Raw genomic sequence first — 17,254 nt, 5'->3', positions numbered from 1 at the left:
GCTCACTCCTGATCCGCGCGTCCGCCGGTGCCGGTGATGATTCGCGCGTGGCGCTCCTGGGTCCAGTAGGCCATCGCCCAGTCCAGCATCACCACCAGTCGGTTGCGGAAGCCGATCAGAAACCAGATGTGCGCGCCCAGCCAGATCCACCAGGCCAGCAGGCCGGATAGCCGCAGTTTGCCGAACTGCGCCACTGCCGCCATGCGGCCGATGGTGGCCAGCGATCCGGCATCGCGATAGCGGAACGGCATGGCGCGGGTATCGCCGCGCAGGCGGGCGGCAAGCAGGCGGCCGACGTGCAGGCCCATCTGCTTGGCCGCGGGCGCCACGCCCGGTACGGGGCGGCCGTCCTGCTGCACGCTGGCGAGATCGCCCAGCACGAATACCTCGGGATGGCCGGGCAGGCTGAGATCGGCCTGCACCTGTACGCGGCCGGCGCGATCCAGCGGCGCATCGAGCATGCGGCCCAGCGGCGAGGCGGCCACACCCGCGGCCCACAGCACGGTGCGCGCCGCGATGCGCTGGCCGCCCAGCGCCACACTTTCATTGTCCACCGCGGTCACGGCTTGGCCCAGGCGCACCTGCACGCCGAGCTGCTCCAGCTGCCGCTGCGCCTTGGCCGACAGCTCGGGATCGAACGCCGCCAGCACGCGTGGTCCCGCTTCCACCAGCAGGATGTTGGCCGTGCGCGGCTGCGCGCGGCGGAATTCGCCGCTGAGCGTGTGCCGGGCGATCTCGGCCAGCGTGCCGGCCAGCTCCACGCCGGTGGCGCCGCCACCCACCACCACGAAGTTGAGCCATGCCTGGCGGCGCACGGGATCGTCTTCCTGCTCGGCACGCTCGAACGCGGTGAGCACGCGGCGGCGGATCGCCAGCGCGTCGTCCAGCGACTTCAGGCCCGGCGCGTTGGCGGCCCAGTCGTCGTGGCCGAAATACGCATGCGTGGCGCCGGTGGCGACGATCAGCCAGTCGTAATCCAGCCGCTCGCGATGCAGCTGCACCTGGCGCTGCGCGAGATCGATGCCGATAGCCTCGTCCATCAGCACGGTGACGTTGCGCTGGTGGCGAAGGATCTGCCGCAGGGGCGCGGCGATCGATGGTGCCGACAGCCCGGCGGTGGCGACCTGGTACAGCAGCGGCTGGAACAGGTGATGGTTGTGGCGATCCACCAGCGTGATGCGCGCCGCGATGGAGGCCAGGCTGCGCGTGGCGGTGAGTCCACCGAAGCCGCCGCCGAGTATCACGATGTGGGGCAGTGCATCGGGCATGGCGAGATTCCTTGGGCACTGCCCGCCATTGTAGGCCACGCCATGGCGGCTCGAAGCCGCAGACTGCAACGCGTCCGTCAGTGATCCGCCGATCCCCAGCCCGGCGGCATCACGATGAGCAGCATCCGCTTCTTCCACGAATCCGCATGCCGGATATCGCGCCAGAGCAGGCTGAGTTCACCGAAGTAGGTGTCGGTGAAATTGTTGGGCTTCTGCGGCCGGCTCAAGCCATAGCGGGGCCGCACTTCGGGAATCTCGCGGCGCAGCGTGCCGAACAGCTTGTCCCAGATCGGCAACGCGTTGCAGTAGTTCGTGTCGATGTATTCCGGGTTGCTGGAGTGATGCACGCGATGGTCCGAAGGCATCAGCAGCAGCGTGTCGAGGAAGCTGCCGGACTTGCCGGACGGCCAGAGCTCCTCGCTGAAATGGATCAGCGATCCCCAGCATGCGTCGATCACCATGCACAGGATCAGCAGCTCCATCGGCACGCCCAGGATCGAGCAGATCGCCGTGCGTATGAAGTTCGCATAGGTCCCCTGCAGGAAGAAGGCGGCGAAGATCACGCCGAGATTCATGTGCGTGGGTGCATGGTGCGGCGAGTGCAGCACCCACAGCAGCCGCACCTTGTGGCAGGTCCAGTGGTAGACGAAGTGGCTCAGCTCCCACACGACATAGGCGTAGAAGAACCAGACGACATGCAGCGGCGCGGTGAACGGCGCGAACGCGGCGAAATGCCGTTGCGTCCACAGGAATACGTCGATGTTGATCAGCAGGCCGAGGACCCAGTTGAACGCGTACATCAGCACGGGGATCTTGTAGACCGCATAGAGCCTGTTCGGCGAGCGATGGTAGGCCCAGGCGAGAAAGGCGATCTCGCACATCAGGATTGCGGGGAAGATCGGCGAGACGACCGCTTCGATGCCCTGGATGCTCTTGAACGATGCCAGCGTCAGGTGATGCGCGGAACGCAGCGTCTCGAGGCCGCCAAGGCCGAAGAAGTTGACCAGCGCTTCGGGCAGTTTCATGCGGCCTCCCATCGTCGTCCGCCCGATGCTAGCGCGATGTGGAATTTGCCGGGGCGAGCACGCCCTCAGTAGAGATCGATGGGATCCACGTCTAGCGACCAGCGCACCCTGCGCGCGGAAGGCAGGCGCGCGAGTTGCGCGGCCCATGGACGCAGCGCGGCGTGGAGTTCGCGGCGGCCGGCGGCCTCCAGCAGCAGTTGGCCACGCTGGCGTCCGGCGCGCAACGGCATCGGCGCGGGCATGGGACCGGCGATCTGCAGGCCATGATTGGCGGGCAGCGCGCCGCAGGCCTCGGCGAGGAAGGCGTCGACTGCGTCGCGCTGTGTGGCCTCGGCGCGCAGCAGCACTTGGTGCGCGAACGGCGGCAGCATGCCTTGCCGCCGTTCGGCGAGCAGGGTCTGCGCGGCGGCGGCATAGCCTTGGGCAAGCAGCTGGCGCAGCAGCAGGTGATCCGGGTGATGGGTCTGCAGCAGCACGCGGCCGGGCTTGGCGGCGCGGCCGGCGCGGCCCGCCACCTGCACCAGCTGCTGTGCCAGCCGCTCGCTGGCGCGGAAATCCACGCTGAGCAGGCCCTCGTCCACGCCGACGATGGCGACGAGGGTGAGGTTGGGCAGGTCGTGGCCCTTGGCCAGCATCTGGGTGCCGACGAGGATCGCGGGCTTCGCCTCGTCGCGGAGATCGCCCAGCAGTTGCTCGAAGGCATCGCGACGGCGCGTGGTTTCGCGGTCGATGCGCAGCACGGGCACGTCGGGGAAGCGCGCGGTCAGTGCTTCTTCCAGTCGTTCGGTGCCCTGGCCCTGCGGCTTCAGTTCGCCGGCGCCACAACTCGGGCATGCGGTGGGAATGCGCGCGTGATGGTCGCAGTGGTGGCAGATCAGCGTGCGCCGCCCGGCGTGCAGGGTCATCGGGTGCTCGCAGCGCGGGCAGTCGGCGTGCCAGCCGCAGGCGTGGCAGTACAGCACGGGGGCGTAGCCGCGGCGGTTCTTGAACACCAGCACCTGTTCGCCGCGCGCCACGGTGTCCGCCACGGCGGCGAGCAGGGTGGGCGAGAGGCCGTGTTCCAGCCGTTGCGCGCGCATGTCCACGATCTGCACCGTAGGCGCGCGCACCGCCCCGGGACGCGCGCGGAGGTGCAGCGCGCGATAGCGGCCGGCTTCCACGTTGGCCAACGATTCCAGCGAAGGCGTGCCCGAGCCCAGCAGCACCGGCACGCCCAGCGCGCGGGCGCGCACCACGGCAAGATCGCGCGCGTGGTAGCGGAAACCCTCCTGCTGCTTGTAGGCGCCGTCGTGCTCCTCATCCACGATCACCAGGCCGGCATGCGGCAGCGGCGTGAACACTGCGGAGCGGGTGCCGAGTATCACCTTGGCCTCGCCCTGGCGTGCGCGCAGCCATGCACGCGCGCGTTCGCCTTCTGCGAGGTTGGAGTGGATCACCTCCACCGGCACGCCCAGACGTTCGCGCAGGCGGCGCAGCGTCTGCGGGGCGAGGCCGATTTCCGGCACCAGCAGCAGCGCCTGTTTGCCTTGCGCCAGTACGCGCTCGATCAGGGCGAGGTACACCTCGGTCTTGCCGCTGCCGGTGACACCGTCGAGCAGGAAGGGCTGGTAGCCGCCGAGGTTCGCCGCCACGGCGTCCACGGCCTGCTGCTGTTCCTCGCTGAGCGCGGGTGCGTTGCGCGTGGGGGTGTCGGTGCCGGCGCTGCGCTCGCCGCGTTCGACGAGTCCGGCGGCAAGCAGTCGCCGCGCCGCCGCGCGCCAGTCGGGCAGGCAGGCATCCAGTTCGGCGGCGCTCAACGCGCCGCCGGCGAGTTCGGCGAGCAGGGCGCGACTGCCGCCGCGACGGCTGCCGGCGTCCAGAGCACTGCGCCCGGTCGTGGTGAGCGACCAGCATTCCTCGCCCAGCGCAGGCAGCGGCTTGGCTTCGCGGAGCGCCAACGGCAGCGCGTTGGCGTAGGCCTCGCCGGGTGCGGCGAGCCAATAGTCGGCCGCCCAGGCCAGGGTCTGCATCAGTTCGGCGTCGAGCAGCGGCGATTCGTCCAGCAGGCGTATCGCACGCTTGAGCTTGCCCGTGCCTACCGAGGCTTCCACGCCGGTATCCACCACCACGCCCACGGCCTGGCTGCGCCCGAAGGGCACTAGTACCCGGCAGCCCGGCTGCACGTCGCCACCCGCGGCAGGTGGCAGGTAATCGAACAGGGTAGGCAGGGGTACCGGCAGGGCGACCCGCAAGACGGCGGACATCATGGTCGGCAGTTTAACGGTGAGGTCCATCCCGCCGAAGCCGCATTCTCCGCGCGCAGGTCGGATGGCGCTGGGCTTGCGGCGACTTGTTGCCTGTAGGTCGAGAAATCGGACGCAAGTCACTCTGCGGTGCAGGTTTTTCTGCTTATCCACAAAGCCTGTGGAAAAGTCTGTGGACGAGACGGGGACGAGGGGCGCCGAAGCGCATGGCGTCGCCCTTGGCGACGTTCTGGACACGTTTTGGTCACGTAAAAAAGTGTTTCTTTATCAATGTGTTGAAAATTTCGTCCAGCGCGCATTCATAAAGTTGCCAAACGGGAGGGGGCGCCTTGACAGCCCCATGACGCTGTGCAAAACCGCTGCCGGCGGTGTCCGGAGCTCAGTTCGCCACCCCCAGCGCAACCGCGCTGATCAGCACGAAAAGCAGCAGCCAGAAGTAGAACCAGCCGACGCACCAGTACTTCAGCAGGGTCATGGGCCAGCCCTGCCGGTAGATGCGTTTCTGCATCAGGAGCAGGTAGATCGGGGCCCACCACAGCAGGATCGTGCGCAGCCACCGCAAGGGGTAGTCGACCCATGCCGCATGCGGCACCAGCCAGACACCCAGCAGGTACAGCAGCATGTAAAGCAGCAGCCATAGGAACAGGAAAGCATGGCTGTGCAGCGCCACGATCAGGTGTTCCATGTAGAGCCGCCGCTTGAACACGTAAAACAGTTCGAGCAGCAGGGCGAACACCGGCACCAGCACGAACATGGCCGCGGGCAGCTTGCCGAAGACGCCGCCGATCATGCGATCCTCGGCGGCCTGGCGGACTTCCGGGCTGCCGTGTCGGTAGTCGCGCACATTGTCCACGAAGTGCTGGCGCATGAGCGCCAGTCGCCGGTTGGCGAAATCCGGCAACCAGCCGATCTGCAGCGGCCGCATCGACTCGCCGGTTTCGCCGCGATCGACCGTCGGGGCCGACGCGCTGGACGCGGGCAGCGGCTGGGCATGCAGTTCGACCAGCCGCTTGTTGGCGGCAGTGCGCAGGAGCTGTTTGTCGGTGCTGACGGTGGCGGCCATCGTGTCGCTGCCCAGAGTCTCCACGGCATCGAGGGCATTGAGCTTCTTGTCGAGCAGCTCTTGCACTTCGTCCGCGCTGGTGGCTTGCGCGAAGTCGCTGCCGCGGTCGCTCAGCACTTTCTGCTGGTGCTGCGAGAGGCCTTGGTCGATGGCCGACGAGGTCGTCAGGTGCAGCACGAAGAAGCACAGCAGACTCAGCACGAACATCAGCCGGAACGGCGCGATGTAGCGCATGCGGCGGCCGGAAAAATATTCCAGGGTCAGGAAACCGGGCTTGAGGAACAAAGGCGGCAGCGTATGCACGATGCGGCTGTCGATGTGCAGCACCGTTTCCATGGTCTCCTCGACCATGTGGTGCATGGGCTTGAGCACGCTGTGCACGGACTGGCCGCATTCGTGGCAGAACTCGCCCACCAAAGGCGTCGTGCAGTTGGCGCAGTACTGGCCTTCGTGGCTGACCAGGGATTTCATTGCGTGCCCCTCTTGGCGTTGCAGCCTGCGATCTTGGCACAGCAGGAGTCCGTCATGACGCCTCGGCTAGAATAGATGTGTCATGAAAGCCTTTCTCCCCGAGCGTGCCCGCGTGCGGCACGAAATCGGCGCCACGGTGCGCCTTGCCCTGCCGCTGATCCTGGCGCAGTTGGCCGCGGTCGGCAGCAACGTGATCGATGCGGTGCTCTCCGGCCACGTGGGCGCCCATGTGCTGGGTGCGGTGGCGGTGGGCGCCAGCATCTGGTCGCTGGCCATCGTCAGCGGCATCGGCATGATGATGGCGGTGCCGCCCTCGGTGGCGCAGCTCGATGGCGCAGGCAGGCGGGGCGAAGTCGGTGCCGTGTTCCGCCAGGCCTTGTGGCTGGCGCTGGGGATGGGAGCGCTGCTGTGGTTCGCGGTGCGCCATGCGGGGCCGTTGATCGACCTGATCGGCGTGACGCCCAGCCTGCGCAACGACGTGCTGCGTTTCCTGTTCGCGATCAGCTGGGGTGCGCCCGCGCTGACCTGTTATTTCGCCCTGCGCGGCCTGTCCGAGGGACTCTCGTTGACTCGGCCGTCGATGTACTTCAGCTTCGGCGGCCTCCTGCTCTTGATCCCGCTGGGCTACGTGATGATGTTCGGCAAGCTGGGCATTCCGCCGCAGGGCGCGCACGGTTGCGGTATCGCCACCGCCACTGCGCTGTGGCTGGAGATGCTGGGTTTCCTGGTGTACGTGCTGAAGCACCGCAACTACCGGGGACTGAACCTGTTCGAGCATTTCGAGCGGCCGGACTGGCGGCGCATCGGCGCGTTGCTGCACGTGGGGGCGCCGATGGCGGTGACCCTGCTGGCCGAGGGTGGCCTGTTCGTGGCCACCGCGCTCGTCATCAGCACGCTAGGCGAAGACGTGATCGCCAGCCACCAGGTGGCGCTCAACGTCGCCACGCTGTTCTTCATGGTGCCGCTGGGTCTGGCGATGGCGATCACCGTGCGCGTGGGCAACGCGGTGGGCCGCGGCGATGCGCGCGGCGTGCGCTATGCCGGTTTCTGCGGCATCGGCCTGACCCTGGTCACGCAGATGGTGTCCGCCGCGGCCATGCTGGTGCTGCCGCACCTGATCGCCACCCTGTACACGCGCGATGCGAAGGTGATCGCGTTGGCGGCGCAGCTGATCGTGCTGGCCGGGCTGTTCCAGTTTTCCGACGGCATCCAGGTGGCCTCGAACGGCGCGCTGCGCGGGCTCAAGGACACCCGCGTGCCGATGGCGATCACGCTGTTCGCGTACTGGTGCGTGGGCATGCCAGCCGGGTGGTGGCTGGCTTTCCATCGCGGCATGGGCGCGCGCGGCATGTGGATGGGCCTGATCGCCGGCCTTTCGGTGGCGGCGGTGATGCTGTTCGTGCGCTTCTGGCGCAGCGCCTGGCGCGAGCGCTGGCGAGCGCATCAGCCGGTGCCGGAAGAGGCCCTGGCGCAAGCCTGACGCGCCGCCGCGCGAACGGCTACGCTAGCGGTCATCTGCAAGGAGCCTGCAATCATGCCGCCACCCCCGATGCCTTCCCGCCCCTCGCCGTCGCCGATGGCGACGCCGCCGCGCCGCAATGGCTTCTGGGCAGTGCTGTGCGGTATCGGTCGCGGCATCAACGTGGTGCGGCTGCTGATCGTCAACGCGGTGTTCTTCTTCCTCCTCTTTATCGTGTTGCTGGCGATCGTCGGCGGCATCGCCGCCAGCCACACGAAGACCGCCGTGCTGGACGGCAGCGTGCTGGTGCTGCAGCCCGAAGGCCAGCTGGTCGAGCAGTACAGCGTCGATCCGCTGCAGCGCACGCTGGCGAAGCTCTCCGGCGGCAAGACCCAGCAGGTGCAATTGCGCGACCTGGTGGACGCCATCGATGGCGCGGCGAAGGACAAGCGCATCAGCCGCATCCTGCTGCTGCCGGACGAACTGCATGCCGGCGGTTTCGCCGCGTTGCGCGAAGTGGGTGCGGCGCTTGACCGTTTCCGCGCCACCGGCAAACCGGTGATCGCCTGGGCGGCGAGTCTCGACCAGGGCCAGTATTACCTGGCCGTCCATGCCGACCGCGTCCTGCTCGATCCGCAGGGCGGCCTGATGCTCACCGGGCTCGCCAACTACCGGCTGTTCTACAAGGACCTGCTCGACAAGCTGGGCGTGGACGTGCACCTGTTCCGCGTGGGCCAATTCAAGAGCGCGGCCGAGCCGTACATCCTCGATCACGCCTCGCCGGCGTCGAAGGAGGCGGACGGCTTCTGGATGGGGGGACTGTGGGACGAGTACCTCGCCGAGGTGGCGAAGCTGCGCAAGCTCGATCCGGCGACGCTACGCGCCGACGTGGACAACCTGCCGCAGACCATCGCGAGCACCCAGGGCGATCTTGCCCAGCTCGCGCTCAACGAACACCTGATCGACGGCACCGCGACTCGCGCCCAACTGCTGGCATCGTTGCGCGAACAGGGCGTACCTGCCGCGAAGAACGGCCATGGCTTCCGTTCCATCGATCTTGCCCATTACACCGCGGACACGCAGAAGGATGCGGACCCCTTCGCTCACGGCGTGACCGTGGTGGTGGCAGAGGGCGAGATCGCCGGCGGCAAGCAGCAGCCGGGTTCCATCGGCGGCGAATCCACCGCGGCGCTGATCCGCGCCGCGCGCGAGGACAAGCGCACCGAGGCCTTGGTGTTGCGCGTGAATTCGCCCGGCGGCGAAGTCTACGCCGCCGAACAGATCCGCCGCGAGGTGGCGCTGACCCGCGAGGCCGGCATCCCGGTGGTGGTATCGATGGGCGACGTCGCCGCCAGCGGCGGCTACTGGATCTCGATGAACGCCGACCGCATCGTCGCCGAGCCGAACACCATCACCGGCTCCATCGGCATCTTCGGCATGTACTACTCGGTGCCGAACACGCTGGCCAAGCTCGGCGTCCAGAGCGACGGCGTGGCGACGGGGCCGATGGCCGGCGCCTTCGACATCACCCGGCCGCTCGATCCCAGGGTGGGTTCGGTGATCCAGGCGATCATCGACAAGGGCTATCGCGACTTCGTGGGCGGCGTGGCCAAGGCACGCGGCAAGAGCTTCGACGCCGTCGACGCCATCGCGCAGGGCCGCGTGTGGACGGGCAGCCAGGCGCTGGACCGCGGCCTGGTGGATCAGCTCGGCGGCCTCGGCGATGCGGAGGACGCAGCGGCCAAGCTGGCCAAGCTGGGCACGGACTATTCCGTGCGCTACCAGCAGGCGCCGATGGGCGTCGTCGAAAGTTTTCTGGTCGGCTTCGGCCAGAGCGCCAGTGTCGAGTTGCTGCAGAGCTGGGGCCTGCGCCTGCCGCCGTGGTTCGCCCAGGTGCATGCGATGGTGGCGCCGGAGCTGTCGCTGCTGCGCAACGCGAAAGCCGGTACGCCGAACGTCTACGCCTACTGCTTCTGCTCGCCGACGCCCTGATTTCCTTGCCTCGGGGACTGGTCCCCGAGGCGGCGGGCGTGACGGGACGGTTGGGGCTCTATGGCTGCGCCACCGCTGCGTCGTACCACTCGCCGTGGCGCGTCACGCGTATCGGCATGCCGAACGCTTCGCCCAGCGTCGCATTGGTGAGCGTGGCGGCCTTGTCGCCTTCGCGCAGCGTGCGGCCATGCTTCAGGAGGAGCACCCGCTCGATCTCGGGCAGGATTTCCTCGACGTGGTGGGTCACCAGCAGCAAGGTGGTGCCGCCGCGTGCCAGCGTGCGCAGGGTTTCCAGAAAGCGGCGGCGGCTGACGAGATCCAGGCCCGCGCAGGGTTCGTCCAGCAGCAGCGCGCGCGGGCGGTGCACCAGGGCGCGGGCGATCAGCACGCGGCGCGCCTCGCCGGTGGACAGGCTGGCCATCTCGCGGCCGATCAGGTGGCCGGCATCGAGCTGCTCCAGCGCCTCGCGCGCGCGTTCGCGCATGGTGGCGGTGACTTCGTGATTGAGCCATAGCCCGCGCGAAGAGAAGAAGCCGGATACCACCGCGTCGAACACTTCAAGCGGCGTGTCGGTGGTGTAGTCGCGTTGCAGCGCCGGCGAGACGATGCCGAGCAGCCCGCGCAGTTCGGCAACGTTCCAACGGTCGCGGCCGAACACGCGCACCGGGCTGCGGCCGTCGCTGGGCGCCAGCGGGTAGAGCTGACGCCCGATGAGTTGCACCAAGGTGGATTTGCCCGAGCCGTTGGCGCCGAGGATGGCGGTATGCCGGCCGGCTTCCACGCGCAGGCTGAGGCGGTCGAGCGCGGGATGGTCGCCGCGCATCACGGTGGCGGCATCGATTTCGATCAGTGGTGGTTGGGCGATGTTGGCATCCATGCGTGGAACGATGCCGGCAAACATCGATACGTGCAAGACATTTGGCCGTCTTGACGGCCAAATGCGATCACTGCGTCTGTGCGTCGATCTGCTTGCTCTGGTCGGCGGCCTGCTTGTTCGCCATTTTCTGCACGTCCTTCGCGCGCTGTTCGTCGGCCTTCATCGCATCCCACGGTGTGGCGACGCGGCTGCTGGCCGCGGCGGCAGGCTGCGCGATGGGTTCCGGCGGTTTGCCGGAGCAGGCGGTGAGGGCGAGCAGGCACAGCAGCGGCAGCAGGGTTTTCATCGCGCGAATCTCTCGTTGGCTGGCGCGGAGTGTCCCGCCGCGAGGCTCCGCGGGCAAGGCCATCGTGTAAGCTCGTCGCATGAACAGCCGCATCGACGCTTGGCAACTGCGCGGTCATACCGCCCTGGTCACGGGCGCCAGCAAGGGCATCGGCCATGCCACTGCCCGGGAGCTGGCCGCGCGAGGCGCGAACCTGCTGCTGGTGGCGCGCGACGAGGATTATCTCGAGCAGGTGCGCGTGGAGCTCGCCGACGAGAACGAAGGCATCGAGGTCTACGCGCTGGCGGTCGATCTCGCCGAGGCGGAGGACCGCCTTGCCGTGTTCGACTGGGTGGCCGATCTCGGCCTGCCGCTGTCGCTGCTGGTCAACAACGCCGGCGGCAACGTGCCCAAGGCAGCGCTGGAATACGGCGACGACTACCGCGCGATCTTCGAGCTGAACCTGTTTGCCGCGTTCGAGATGTGCCGGCTGGCGCATCCGCAGCTGGTGCAGCATGCGAACGCGGCCATCGTCAACGTAGGTTCGGTGTCCGGCATCACCCACGTGCGCACCGGCGCGCCCTATGGCATGAGCAAGGCCGCGCTGCATCAGCTCACCCGCAACCTCGCGGCGGAATGGGCGGTGGACGGCATCCGCGTCAACGCGGTGGCGCCGTGGTACATCCGCACACAGCGCACCGATCCCGCGCTGGCCGACGGCGATTACCTGGAGGAAGTGCTGGACCGCACGCCGCTGCGCCGCATCGGCGAGCCCGAGGAGGTGGCGGCAGCCATCACCTTCCTGTGCCTGCCCGCGGCGAGCTACATCACCGGGCAGGTGCTGGGCGTGGACGGCGGCTTTCTCAACTACGGGTTTTGAGCGGCAGGCACGACGGCTTGGCGGAGGCTCCCGCTCAGAGGTCGGGCTCGTGCTCCTCGGCGGCGAAGCCCAGGGTTACCGCGCCTTCGCCCACGTTGACCATGCCGGTGATGCTCATCGGCGCCTCCAGCAAGGTGACGCCGCATTCCTCGCAGGCCGCACGCAGCCCCGCGTAACCGGGCAGATGCGACAGCACGGCCAGGTCGCCGCCGTAGCTCGCACAGACCACCGGCACGAGCAGGCCGGCGCGCACGCGGGCGGCGGCGTAGTCGAACAACTGCTGCGCGCCCTGTTCGAAGCCGCGCGCTTTGCCCACCGGTCCCGTCTCGCCGCGAAAGCAGCGCAGGATGGGCTTGATGTCCAACGCCGACCCCAGCATTGCGCTGAACAGGCCCACGCTGCGGTCGTTCTTTTTCTTGGCGCGCGCGCGCAGGTAATAAAGGTCGCGCGGCATCATGTAGGCGTAGGTGTGGTTGGCGACGAAGTTGACCCGTTCGCGGATCATCGCGGGATTCTCGTCCGCCGCGATCATGCGTGCCGCTTCCCACACCGCCGGCGCAGTGCCGGCGAACAGGCTGCGCGTGTCGATCACCCGCATGAGGAACGGCCCCGCTATGCCGGCCGGCTCGCGCACCGCGCGATAGCCGCGCAGCACCGCGAAGCTGGCGCGCATCACGTTATCGTGGATGGGGCTGCGCGTGGCGGTGACGGTGAGGCAGAACACGCAGTCGTGCTCGATCACCAGGCGGTCGAGGAACAGTTTCTGCACCTCTTCGGCCGTGGTCGGTTCGGTTTCCGCGGAATGGCTGCGGTTGCCGAGACGTCGGCTGATGAAGCGCTGGATTTCGGCGGGATTGCGGTCGTCGGTGAAGGTCTCGTCGTTCACCTTGATGGTGATCGGCAAGACCAGGATGCCGTGCTGCTCCAGGAACTCCTGCGGAAGGTCGCAGGACGCGTCAATCGTCAGTCCCATGCGCATGTGCCATACCCCCTGTGTCATGCCACCTGCAATGACGCTCGCAAGATAACACGGCGTTGTGCGGGTCGGTTGCAGCCATAATGACCGGCGAATCTAAAGAGGGTTCCCGCCGGCGTGGCGTCGCCGGCACACAACGGACAAGGCAATGCCAATGAAAGAAAAACAAGAGATCGTCGCCAACTGGCTTCCGCGCTACACGGGTACGCCGCTGGAGGCGTTCGGCCGATACATCCTGCTTACCAATTTCGGCCATTACGTGGATCTGTTCGCCGAATGGCACGGCGTGGAGGTGCACGGCCGCGATCGCCCCATGCCCAACGCCACTGCCGACGGCATCACCCTGATCAACTTCGGCATGGGCAGCCCCAATGCCGCCACCGTGATGGACCTGCTCGGTGCGATCGAGCCGCAGGCCGCGTTGTTCCTGGGCAAGTGTGGCGGGCTCAAAAAGAAGAACCAGATCGGCGACCTGGTTCTGCCGATCGCAGCGATCCGTGGCGAAGGCACCAGCAACGACTACCTGCCGCCCGAAGTGCCGGCGCTCCCCGCGTTCCAGTTGCAGCGCGGCGTCTCCACCATGATCCGCGACCTGGGTCACGACTACTGGACCGGCACCGTCTACACCACCAACCGCCGCGTCTGGGAGCACGACGAGGCGTTCAAGGAGCGCCTGCGCCAAACGCGCAGCATGGCGATCGACATGGAAACCGCCACCATCTTCGCCGCCGGCTTCGCCAACGAGATCCCCTGCGGCGCACTGTTGCTGGTGTCCGACCAGCCGATGATCCCCGAGGGCGTGAAGACCGAGGCCAGCGACCGCACGGTCACCGAGAAATTTGTCGAGGCGCATATCCGCATCGGCATCGAGGCGCTGAAGCTGGTTCGCCGCAACGGCCGCAGTGTGAAGCACCTGCGCTTCGAGGAAGACGGCGACGGGGAGTGACTCCCGCAGGTGGCGTTTGTCTCGATGTGTGTAAACAGCGTGGCCATGGACGGCCGTGTTCTTACGGCAATTTCGCAGAAAAACACGTTCTGCACCGCCGATATATGAGGCGGTGCGTTAGTGTCCTTAGCAGCAAGGCGTTACTGGCGTGTCGTACACAGTGGCAAATTCGTAATTAATTATGTTTATGAGTTGCTACGCATTATTTTTCGATATTCGCTGACAAATCGCACTTAATTTGCGATTCAAGATGTCAAGAAATTGTTGACAGTTGCCATTCATAAAAACTGGATTAAAAATAGCTGAAGCTTTCATCTGTAACGGATGGGGTGGATTTCAGCGGGCAGTGATCGCGGGATCACAGGCAGATCCCGATCCCTCGTCACTGTGCTACTAGAGTTGAAGATTTATGCCTGATTCACAGGCATGCAAAGGCGTCACAGCCATCCAGTGCAAACCGGATGCGGCGAGGTCATTAATCCAACTGCCCGTGGGGCTGTTTTTGGGGAGATTGAAATGAACAAAAGCTTCGAACGAGGATTGCAATATCGCCGCACCGCACTGGCCACCGCACTGGCAGTTGGCTTGGGTGTGACTGGTCTGGCCTATGGCCAGGCGACGACCGGTTCGGTGTTCGGTACCGCACCGGTGTCGGCGGGCGAAACGGTGCGTATCGTCAACAACCAGACGGGTCTTACTCGCGAAGTGGCGGTGGACAGTACGGGCCGCTTCGGCGCCAACCAACTGCCGGTGGGTGACTACACCGTATCGCTGATGCAAGGTGGAAACGTGATCGCTTCGCGCGACCACGTGCAGGTGAGTGTGGCTGGCGGTGCCGCGGTGCCGTTTACCGCCGCCGAAGCGGGCAAGAACGTGCAGAACCTCTCCAGCGTGACCGTCACGGCCAACTCGGTGCCGGCGATCGACGTGTCCTCGACGCGCCAGACCTCGGTGATTACCGCGAAGGATCTGAAGACGTTGCCGCTGGCCCATAACGCCGAATCGATCGCCCTGTTGGCGCCTGGTGTGGCTGCCGGCAATAGCGGTTTGGGCACTGGTCCGGCCGGTACGCCGTTGGTCTCCTTTGGTGGCGATTCGGTGGTGGAGAACGCGTACTACATTAACGGCTTCAATACCACCGACCCGGTGGGCAACGCAGGCGGCATCGCCCTGCCGTACTTCGCCATCGCCGAACAGCAAACCATCACCTCGGGCTACGGCGCCGAATACGGCCGCTCCACCGGCGGCGTGATCAGCCAGGTGGGTGCCCGCGGCGGCAACGACTGGCATGCCGGCCTGTATGCCACCTTTGCGCCGAGCTGGGCGCAGACCGGTTACGACAATGAGTATTTCGCCAATCCCGCATCCACTACCGCGGGTCAGCAGTATGGCGACATTTACGAGAACCGTCGCCAGAACAGCAGTTGGAGCACGGTGTACGACGCCTACCTGTCCGGTCCGCTGATCAAGGACACGCTGTTCTTCTACATCACTGGCGAGATCGAGCACGACAATACCAAGACCACGGGTTCGGTCGACGATCCGTACTACTTCACTCACGGCACTACCTTGCCCAAGTTCTACGGCAAGCTGGATTGGAACATCAACGACAGCAACACGTTGGAGTACACCAACATCCAGTCCAAGGTGAACGACCAGTTCCACAACACCTACAACTACGACTACAACACGAACTCCATCGGCGGCTTCGCGGCCGTTGACAATCCGATCTACGCCAGCAAGTTCAATGTCAACATCCTGAAGTACACCTCGTACATCACCGACAACCTTACGCTGAGCGTGCTGGCCGGCAAGATGAAGAGCACGTACTACAGCCAGATGGATAACTACCCCGGCTTGGATCCGTCGCTTCCAGGTATTCTCAATGTTTACAACCAGAACCCAGATGTTCCTGGCTCGGGCAGTACGAATCCCAATCCGGACACTATCGCTTCCGGGGATCACAAATCTTCGGAAAATAATTTCCGCCTGGATTTGGACTGGAAACTGGGGAACCATGACCTGCGGTTTGGTATAGACAACCAGCGTAGCACGGATATTGACGATGGCACATTGAGCCAGTGGTCGTATAACGGTGTAGCCACACCTTCGCCGGGCTACCGTTGGCAATACGAAGTAATGTCCAACCCTGCCAATCCGAATGTGCTCTGCAATAACGTCGGTCAGTGCGTTAGCAGTGCGGTGACGGCCGCCAATCCCAATGGGTACTACGCCCAGAAGACCGTGTATGGCGGTGTAGCGTCGTTCACGGTGCAGCAGAAGGCGCAGTACATCGAGGACAACTGGCAGGTCAGCCCGAACCTGCTGTTGAACCTGGGTCTGCGCAATGACCAGTTCACCAACTACAACGGCGACAACATCCCCTACATCCGCATGACCAAGCCGCAGTGGGCGCCGCGCTTGGGCTTCAGCTGGGATATCTTCGGCGACAGCAGCGCCAAGCTGTACGGCAACGTGGGGCGCTACTATCTCGCGCTGCCCGCGGGCTTGGGTGCCCGCATGGCGGGTACGAACAGCTACCTCAGCCAGTACTACACCTATACGTCCATCGATGCGAATGGCGTGCCGCAGGGGCTGCAGCAGCTTCAGGTGTCCGGACCGGGGATCACCAATCCTTACCAGCAGATCTCGCCCGATGGCGAGCTGGGTACGCCGAAGGATCCGAAGGTGGTCGCTGCGGCCAGCCTGAAGCCGATGTACCAGGACGAGTACGTGCTGGGCTTCCAGAAAGCGTTCAATGCATTCGGTCAGTCGCTGGTGTGGACCTCACAGGCCACTTGGTCGAAGATGAAGGACATCATCGACGACACGGGCACCATCAACCTGCCGGCCGATGCGGCGGCCAGTCTGGCGGGCCAGGAATCGGACGTGCTGGTCAATCCGGGCCGCAGCAATACCTTGCGCTATTTGTCGACTGATGGCACCTACAAGACCTTCACTTGGAATCCCAAGACGGCATCAGACGGTACTGTGACCGGGTTCCCGGCAGCTTTCCGTAACTATTACAGCCTGGAAGAGTCGCTGGAGCATCCGTGGGACGGCAAGTGGATGGGCAAGATCGACTACGTGTTCGCCCGCAGCTACGGCACCACGGAAGGCCCGACAGACTCGGCGGTTGGCCAGATAAGTAACGCCTCCGGCGCGGCGGGTGGTCATGCGTCCGGCTCGATCACTGAGGCGTGGGACTTCCCCGCGCTGATGCAGTACTCGAACGGCGATCTGCCGAACATGCACAAGCACACCTTGAAGGCCTATGGCACGTATGCCATCACGCCGGAGTGGCTGGTCAGCGGCTCGTACATCATCCAGTCGGGTGCACCGATCACCTGCCTGGGCTACTGGGGGCCGAGCGAGTCTGACGTGGACGGTTACGGCGAGGCTTACCACTGGTGCGGCGGCCAGCCCTCGCGCCCAGGTGATGCGGGCAATACACCGTGGACCCATCAGCTGAACCTGGGTCTGAGCTACATTCCGGCCTGGGCGGGCAAGCACCTGACTCTCCAAGTTCAGGTCCAGAACGTGTTCAATGAGCAGAAGGCCACGGCTTACATCAGCACCTATGGTTCGACCGCCTCGCCGGATCCGACGTACCTGCTACCAGTAAGCACAGAGCTTCCGCGCTATGCCCAGTTCAGCGTGAAGTACGACTGGTAAGGCGCATTCTCCAACCTCATGCCGCTGCGACTGGCGGCATGAGGGAAGGGAAGATGAAACGAACAAGGCCGCCGGGTAACCGGCGGCCTTGTTCGTTTCAACCTATTCGTCTCA

At 65.6% G+C, this 17,254-nt stretch carries 12 protein-coding genes; 5 read left to right on the top strand and 7 right to left on the bottom strand.

What is annotated here, in order from left to right; genetic code table 11:
* Nucleotides 1-2 precede the first annotated feature (2 nt).
* The 4 genes from IHE46_RS10655 to IHE46_RS10640 form a co-directional block, all read right to left on the bottom strand.
* The gene (locus tag IHE46_RS10655) at nt 3-1,268 is read right to left on the bottom strand and encodes an NAD(P)/FAD-dependent oxidoreductase (RefSeq protein WP_192164630.1); all 1,266 of its coding nucleotides are present in this window, start codon (nt 1,266-1,268) and stop codon (nt 3-5) included.
* Nucleotides 1,269-1,345: 77 nt separating this feature from the next.
* Nucleotides 1,346-2,293 carry a sterol desaturase family protein gene (locus IHE46_RS10650; protein ID WP_192164629.1) on the bottom strand — a complete coding sequence of 316 codons (948 nt, stop codon included), beginning with the start codon at nt 2,291-2,293 and terminating at the stop codon, nt 1,346-1,348.
* 65 nt (nt 2,294-2,358) lie between these two features.
* Nucleotides 2,359-4,536, bottom strand: coding sequence for a primosomal protein N' (locus IHE46_RS10645; RefSeq protein WP_192164813.1), 2,178 nt, complete (start codon nt 4,534-4,536; stop codon nt 2,359-2,361).
* A 379-nt stretch (nt 4,537-4,915) separates the two neighbouring features.
* Nucleotides 4,916-6,070 (bottom strand): DUF3667 domain-containing protein, encoded by a 1,155-nt coding sequence (locus IHE46_RS10640; protein WP_192164628.1) that lies wholly within the window; start codon nt 6,068-6,070, stop codon nt 4,916-4,918.
* An 82-nt stretch (nt 6,071-6,152) separates the two neighbouring features.
* Between IHE46_RS10640 and IHE46_RS10635 the strand changes: the two genes are divergently transcribed.
* Nucleotides 6,153-7,550: an MATE family efflux transporter gene (locus tag IHE46_RS10635; protein ID WP_192164627.1), complete on the top strand. Its 1,398-nt coding sequence runs from the start codon at nt 6,153-6,155 to the stop codon at nt 7,548-7,550.
* A gap of 96 nt (nt 7,551-7,646) precedes the next feature.
* Nucleotides 7,647-9,521: a signal peptide peptidase SppA gene (gene sppA, locus IHE46_RS10630; protein ID WP_192164812.1), complete on the top strand. Its 1,875-nt coding sequence runs from the start codon at nt 7,647-7,649 to the stop codon at nt 9,519-9,521.
* A 58-nt stretch (nt 9,522-9,579) separates the two neighbouring features.
* On the opposite strand, the gene IHE46_RS10625 is transcribed toward sppA, so the two are convergent.
* Nucleotides 9,580-10,398, bottom strand: coding sequence for an ATP-binding cassette domain-containing protein (locus IHE46_RS10625; RefSeq protein WP_192164626.1), 819 nt, complete (start codon nt 10,396-10,398; stop codon nt 9,580-9,582).
* A 67-nt stretch (nt 10,399-10,465) separates the two neighbouring features.
* Nucleotides 10,466-10,684 carry a hypothetical protein gene (locus tag IHE46_RS10620; protein ID WP_192164625.1) on the bottom strand — a complete coding sequence of 73 codons (219 nt, stop codon included), beginning with the start codon at nt 10,682-10,684 and terminating at the stop codon, nt 10,466-10,468.
* A 79-nt stretch (nt 10,685-10,763) separates the two neighbouring features.
* Here IHE46_RS10620 and IHE46_RS10615 point away from each other — a divergent pair, with 79 nt between their 5' ends.
* Nucleotides 10,764-11,543 carry an SDR family oxidoreductase gene (locus tag IHE46_RS10615; protein ID WP_192164624.1) on the top strand — a complete coding sequence of 260 codons (780 nt, stop codon included), beginning with the start codon at nt 10,764-10,766 and terminating at the stop codon, nt 11,541-11,543.
* Between the two features lie 34 nt (nt 11,544-11,577).
* Here IHE46_RS10615 and IHE46_RS10610 read toward each other — a convergent pair whose 3' ends face one another.
* Nucleotides 11,578-12,522: a DegV family protein gene (locus tag IHE46_RS10610; RefSeq protein ID WP_192164623.1), complete on the bottom strand. Its 945-nt coding sequence runs from the start codon at nt 12,520-12,522 to the stop codon at nt 11,578-11,580.
* Nucleotides 12,523-12,673: 151 nt separating this feature from the next.
* On the opposite strand from IHE46_RS10610, the gene IHE46_RS10605 reads away from it, so the two are divergent.
* Nucleotides 12,674-13,465: an AMP nucleosidase gene (locus IHE46_RS10605; protein ID WP_192164622.1), complete on the top strand. Its 792-nt coding sequence runs from the start codon at nt 12,674-12,676 to the stop codon at nt 13,463-13,465.
* 516 nt (nt 13,466-13,981) lie between these two features.
* Nucleotides 13,982-17,140 (top strand): TonB-dependent receptor, encoded by a 3,159-nt coding sequence (locus IHE46_RS10600; protein WP_192164621.1) that lies wholly within the window; start codon nt 13,982-13,984, stop codon nt 17,138-17,140.
* Nucleotides 17,141-17,254 lie beyond the last annotated feature (114 nt).

The organism is Rhodanobacter sp. DHG33 (assembly GCF_014843005.1).
Lineage (GTDB): Bacteria > Pseudomonadota > Gammaproteobacteria > Xanthomonadales > Rhodanobacteraceae > Rhodanobacter_A.
The sequence above is the reverse complement of the archived record's forward strand: the minus strand, read 5'-3'. Positions and strand labels throughout refer to the sequence as shown.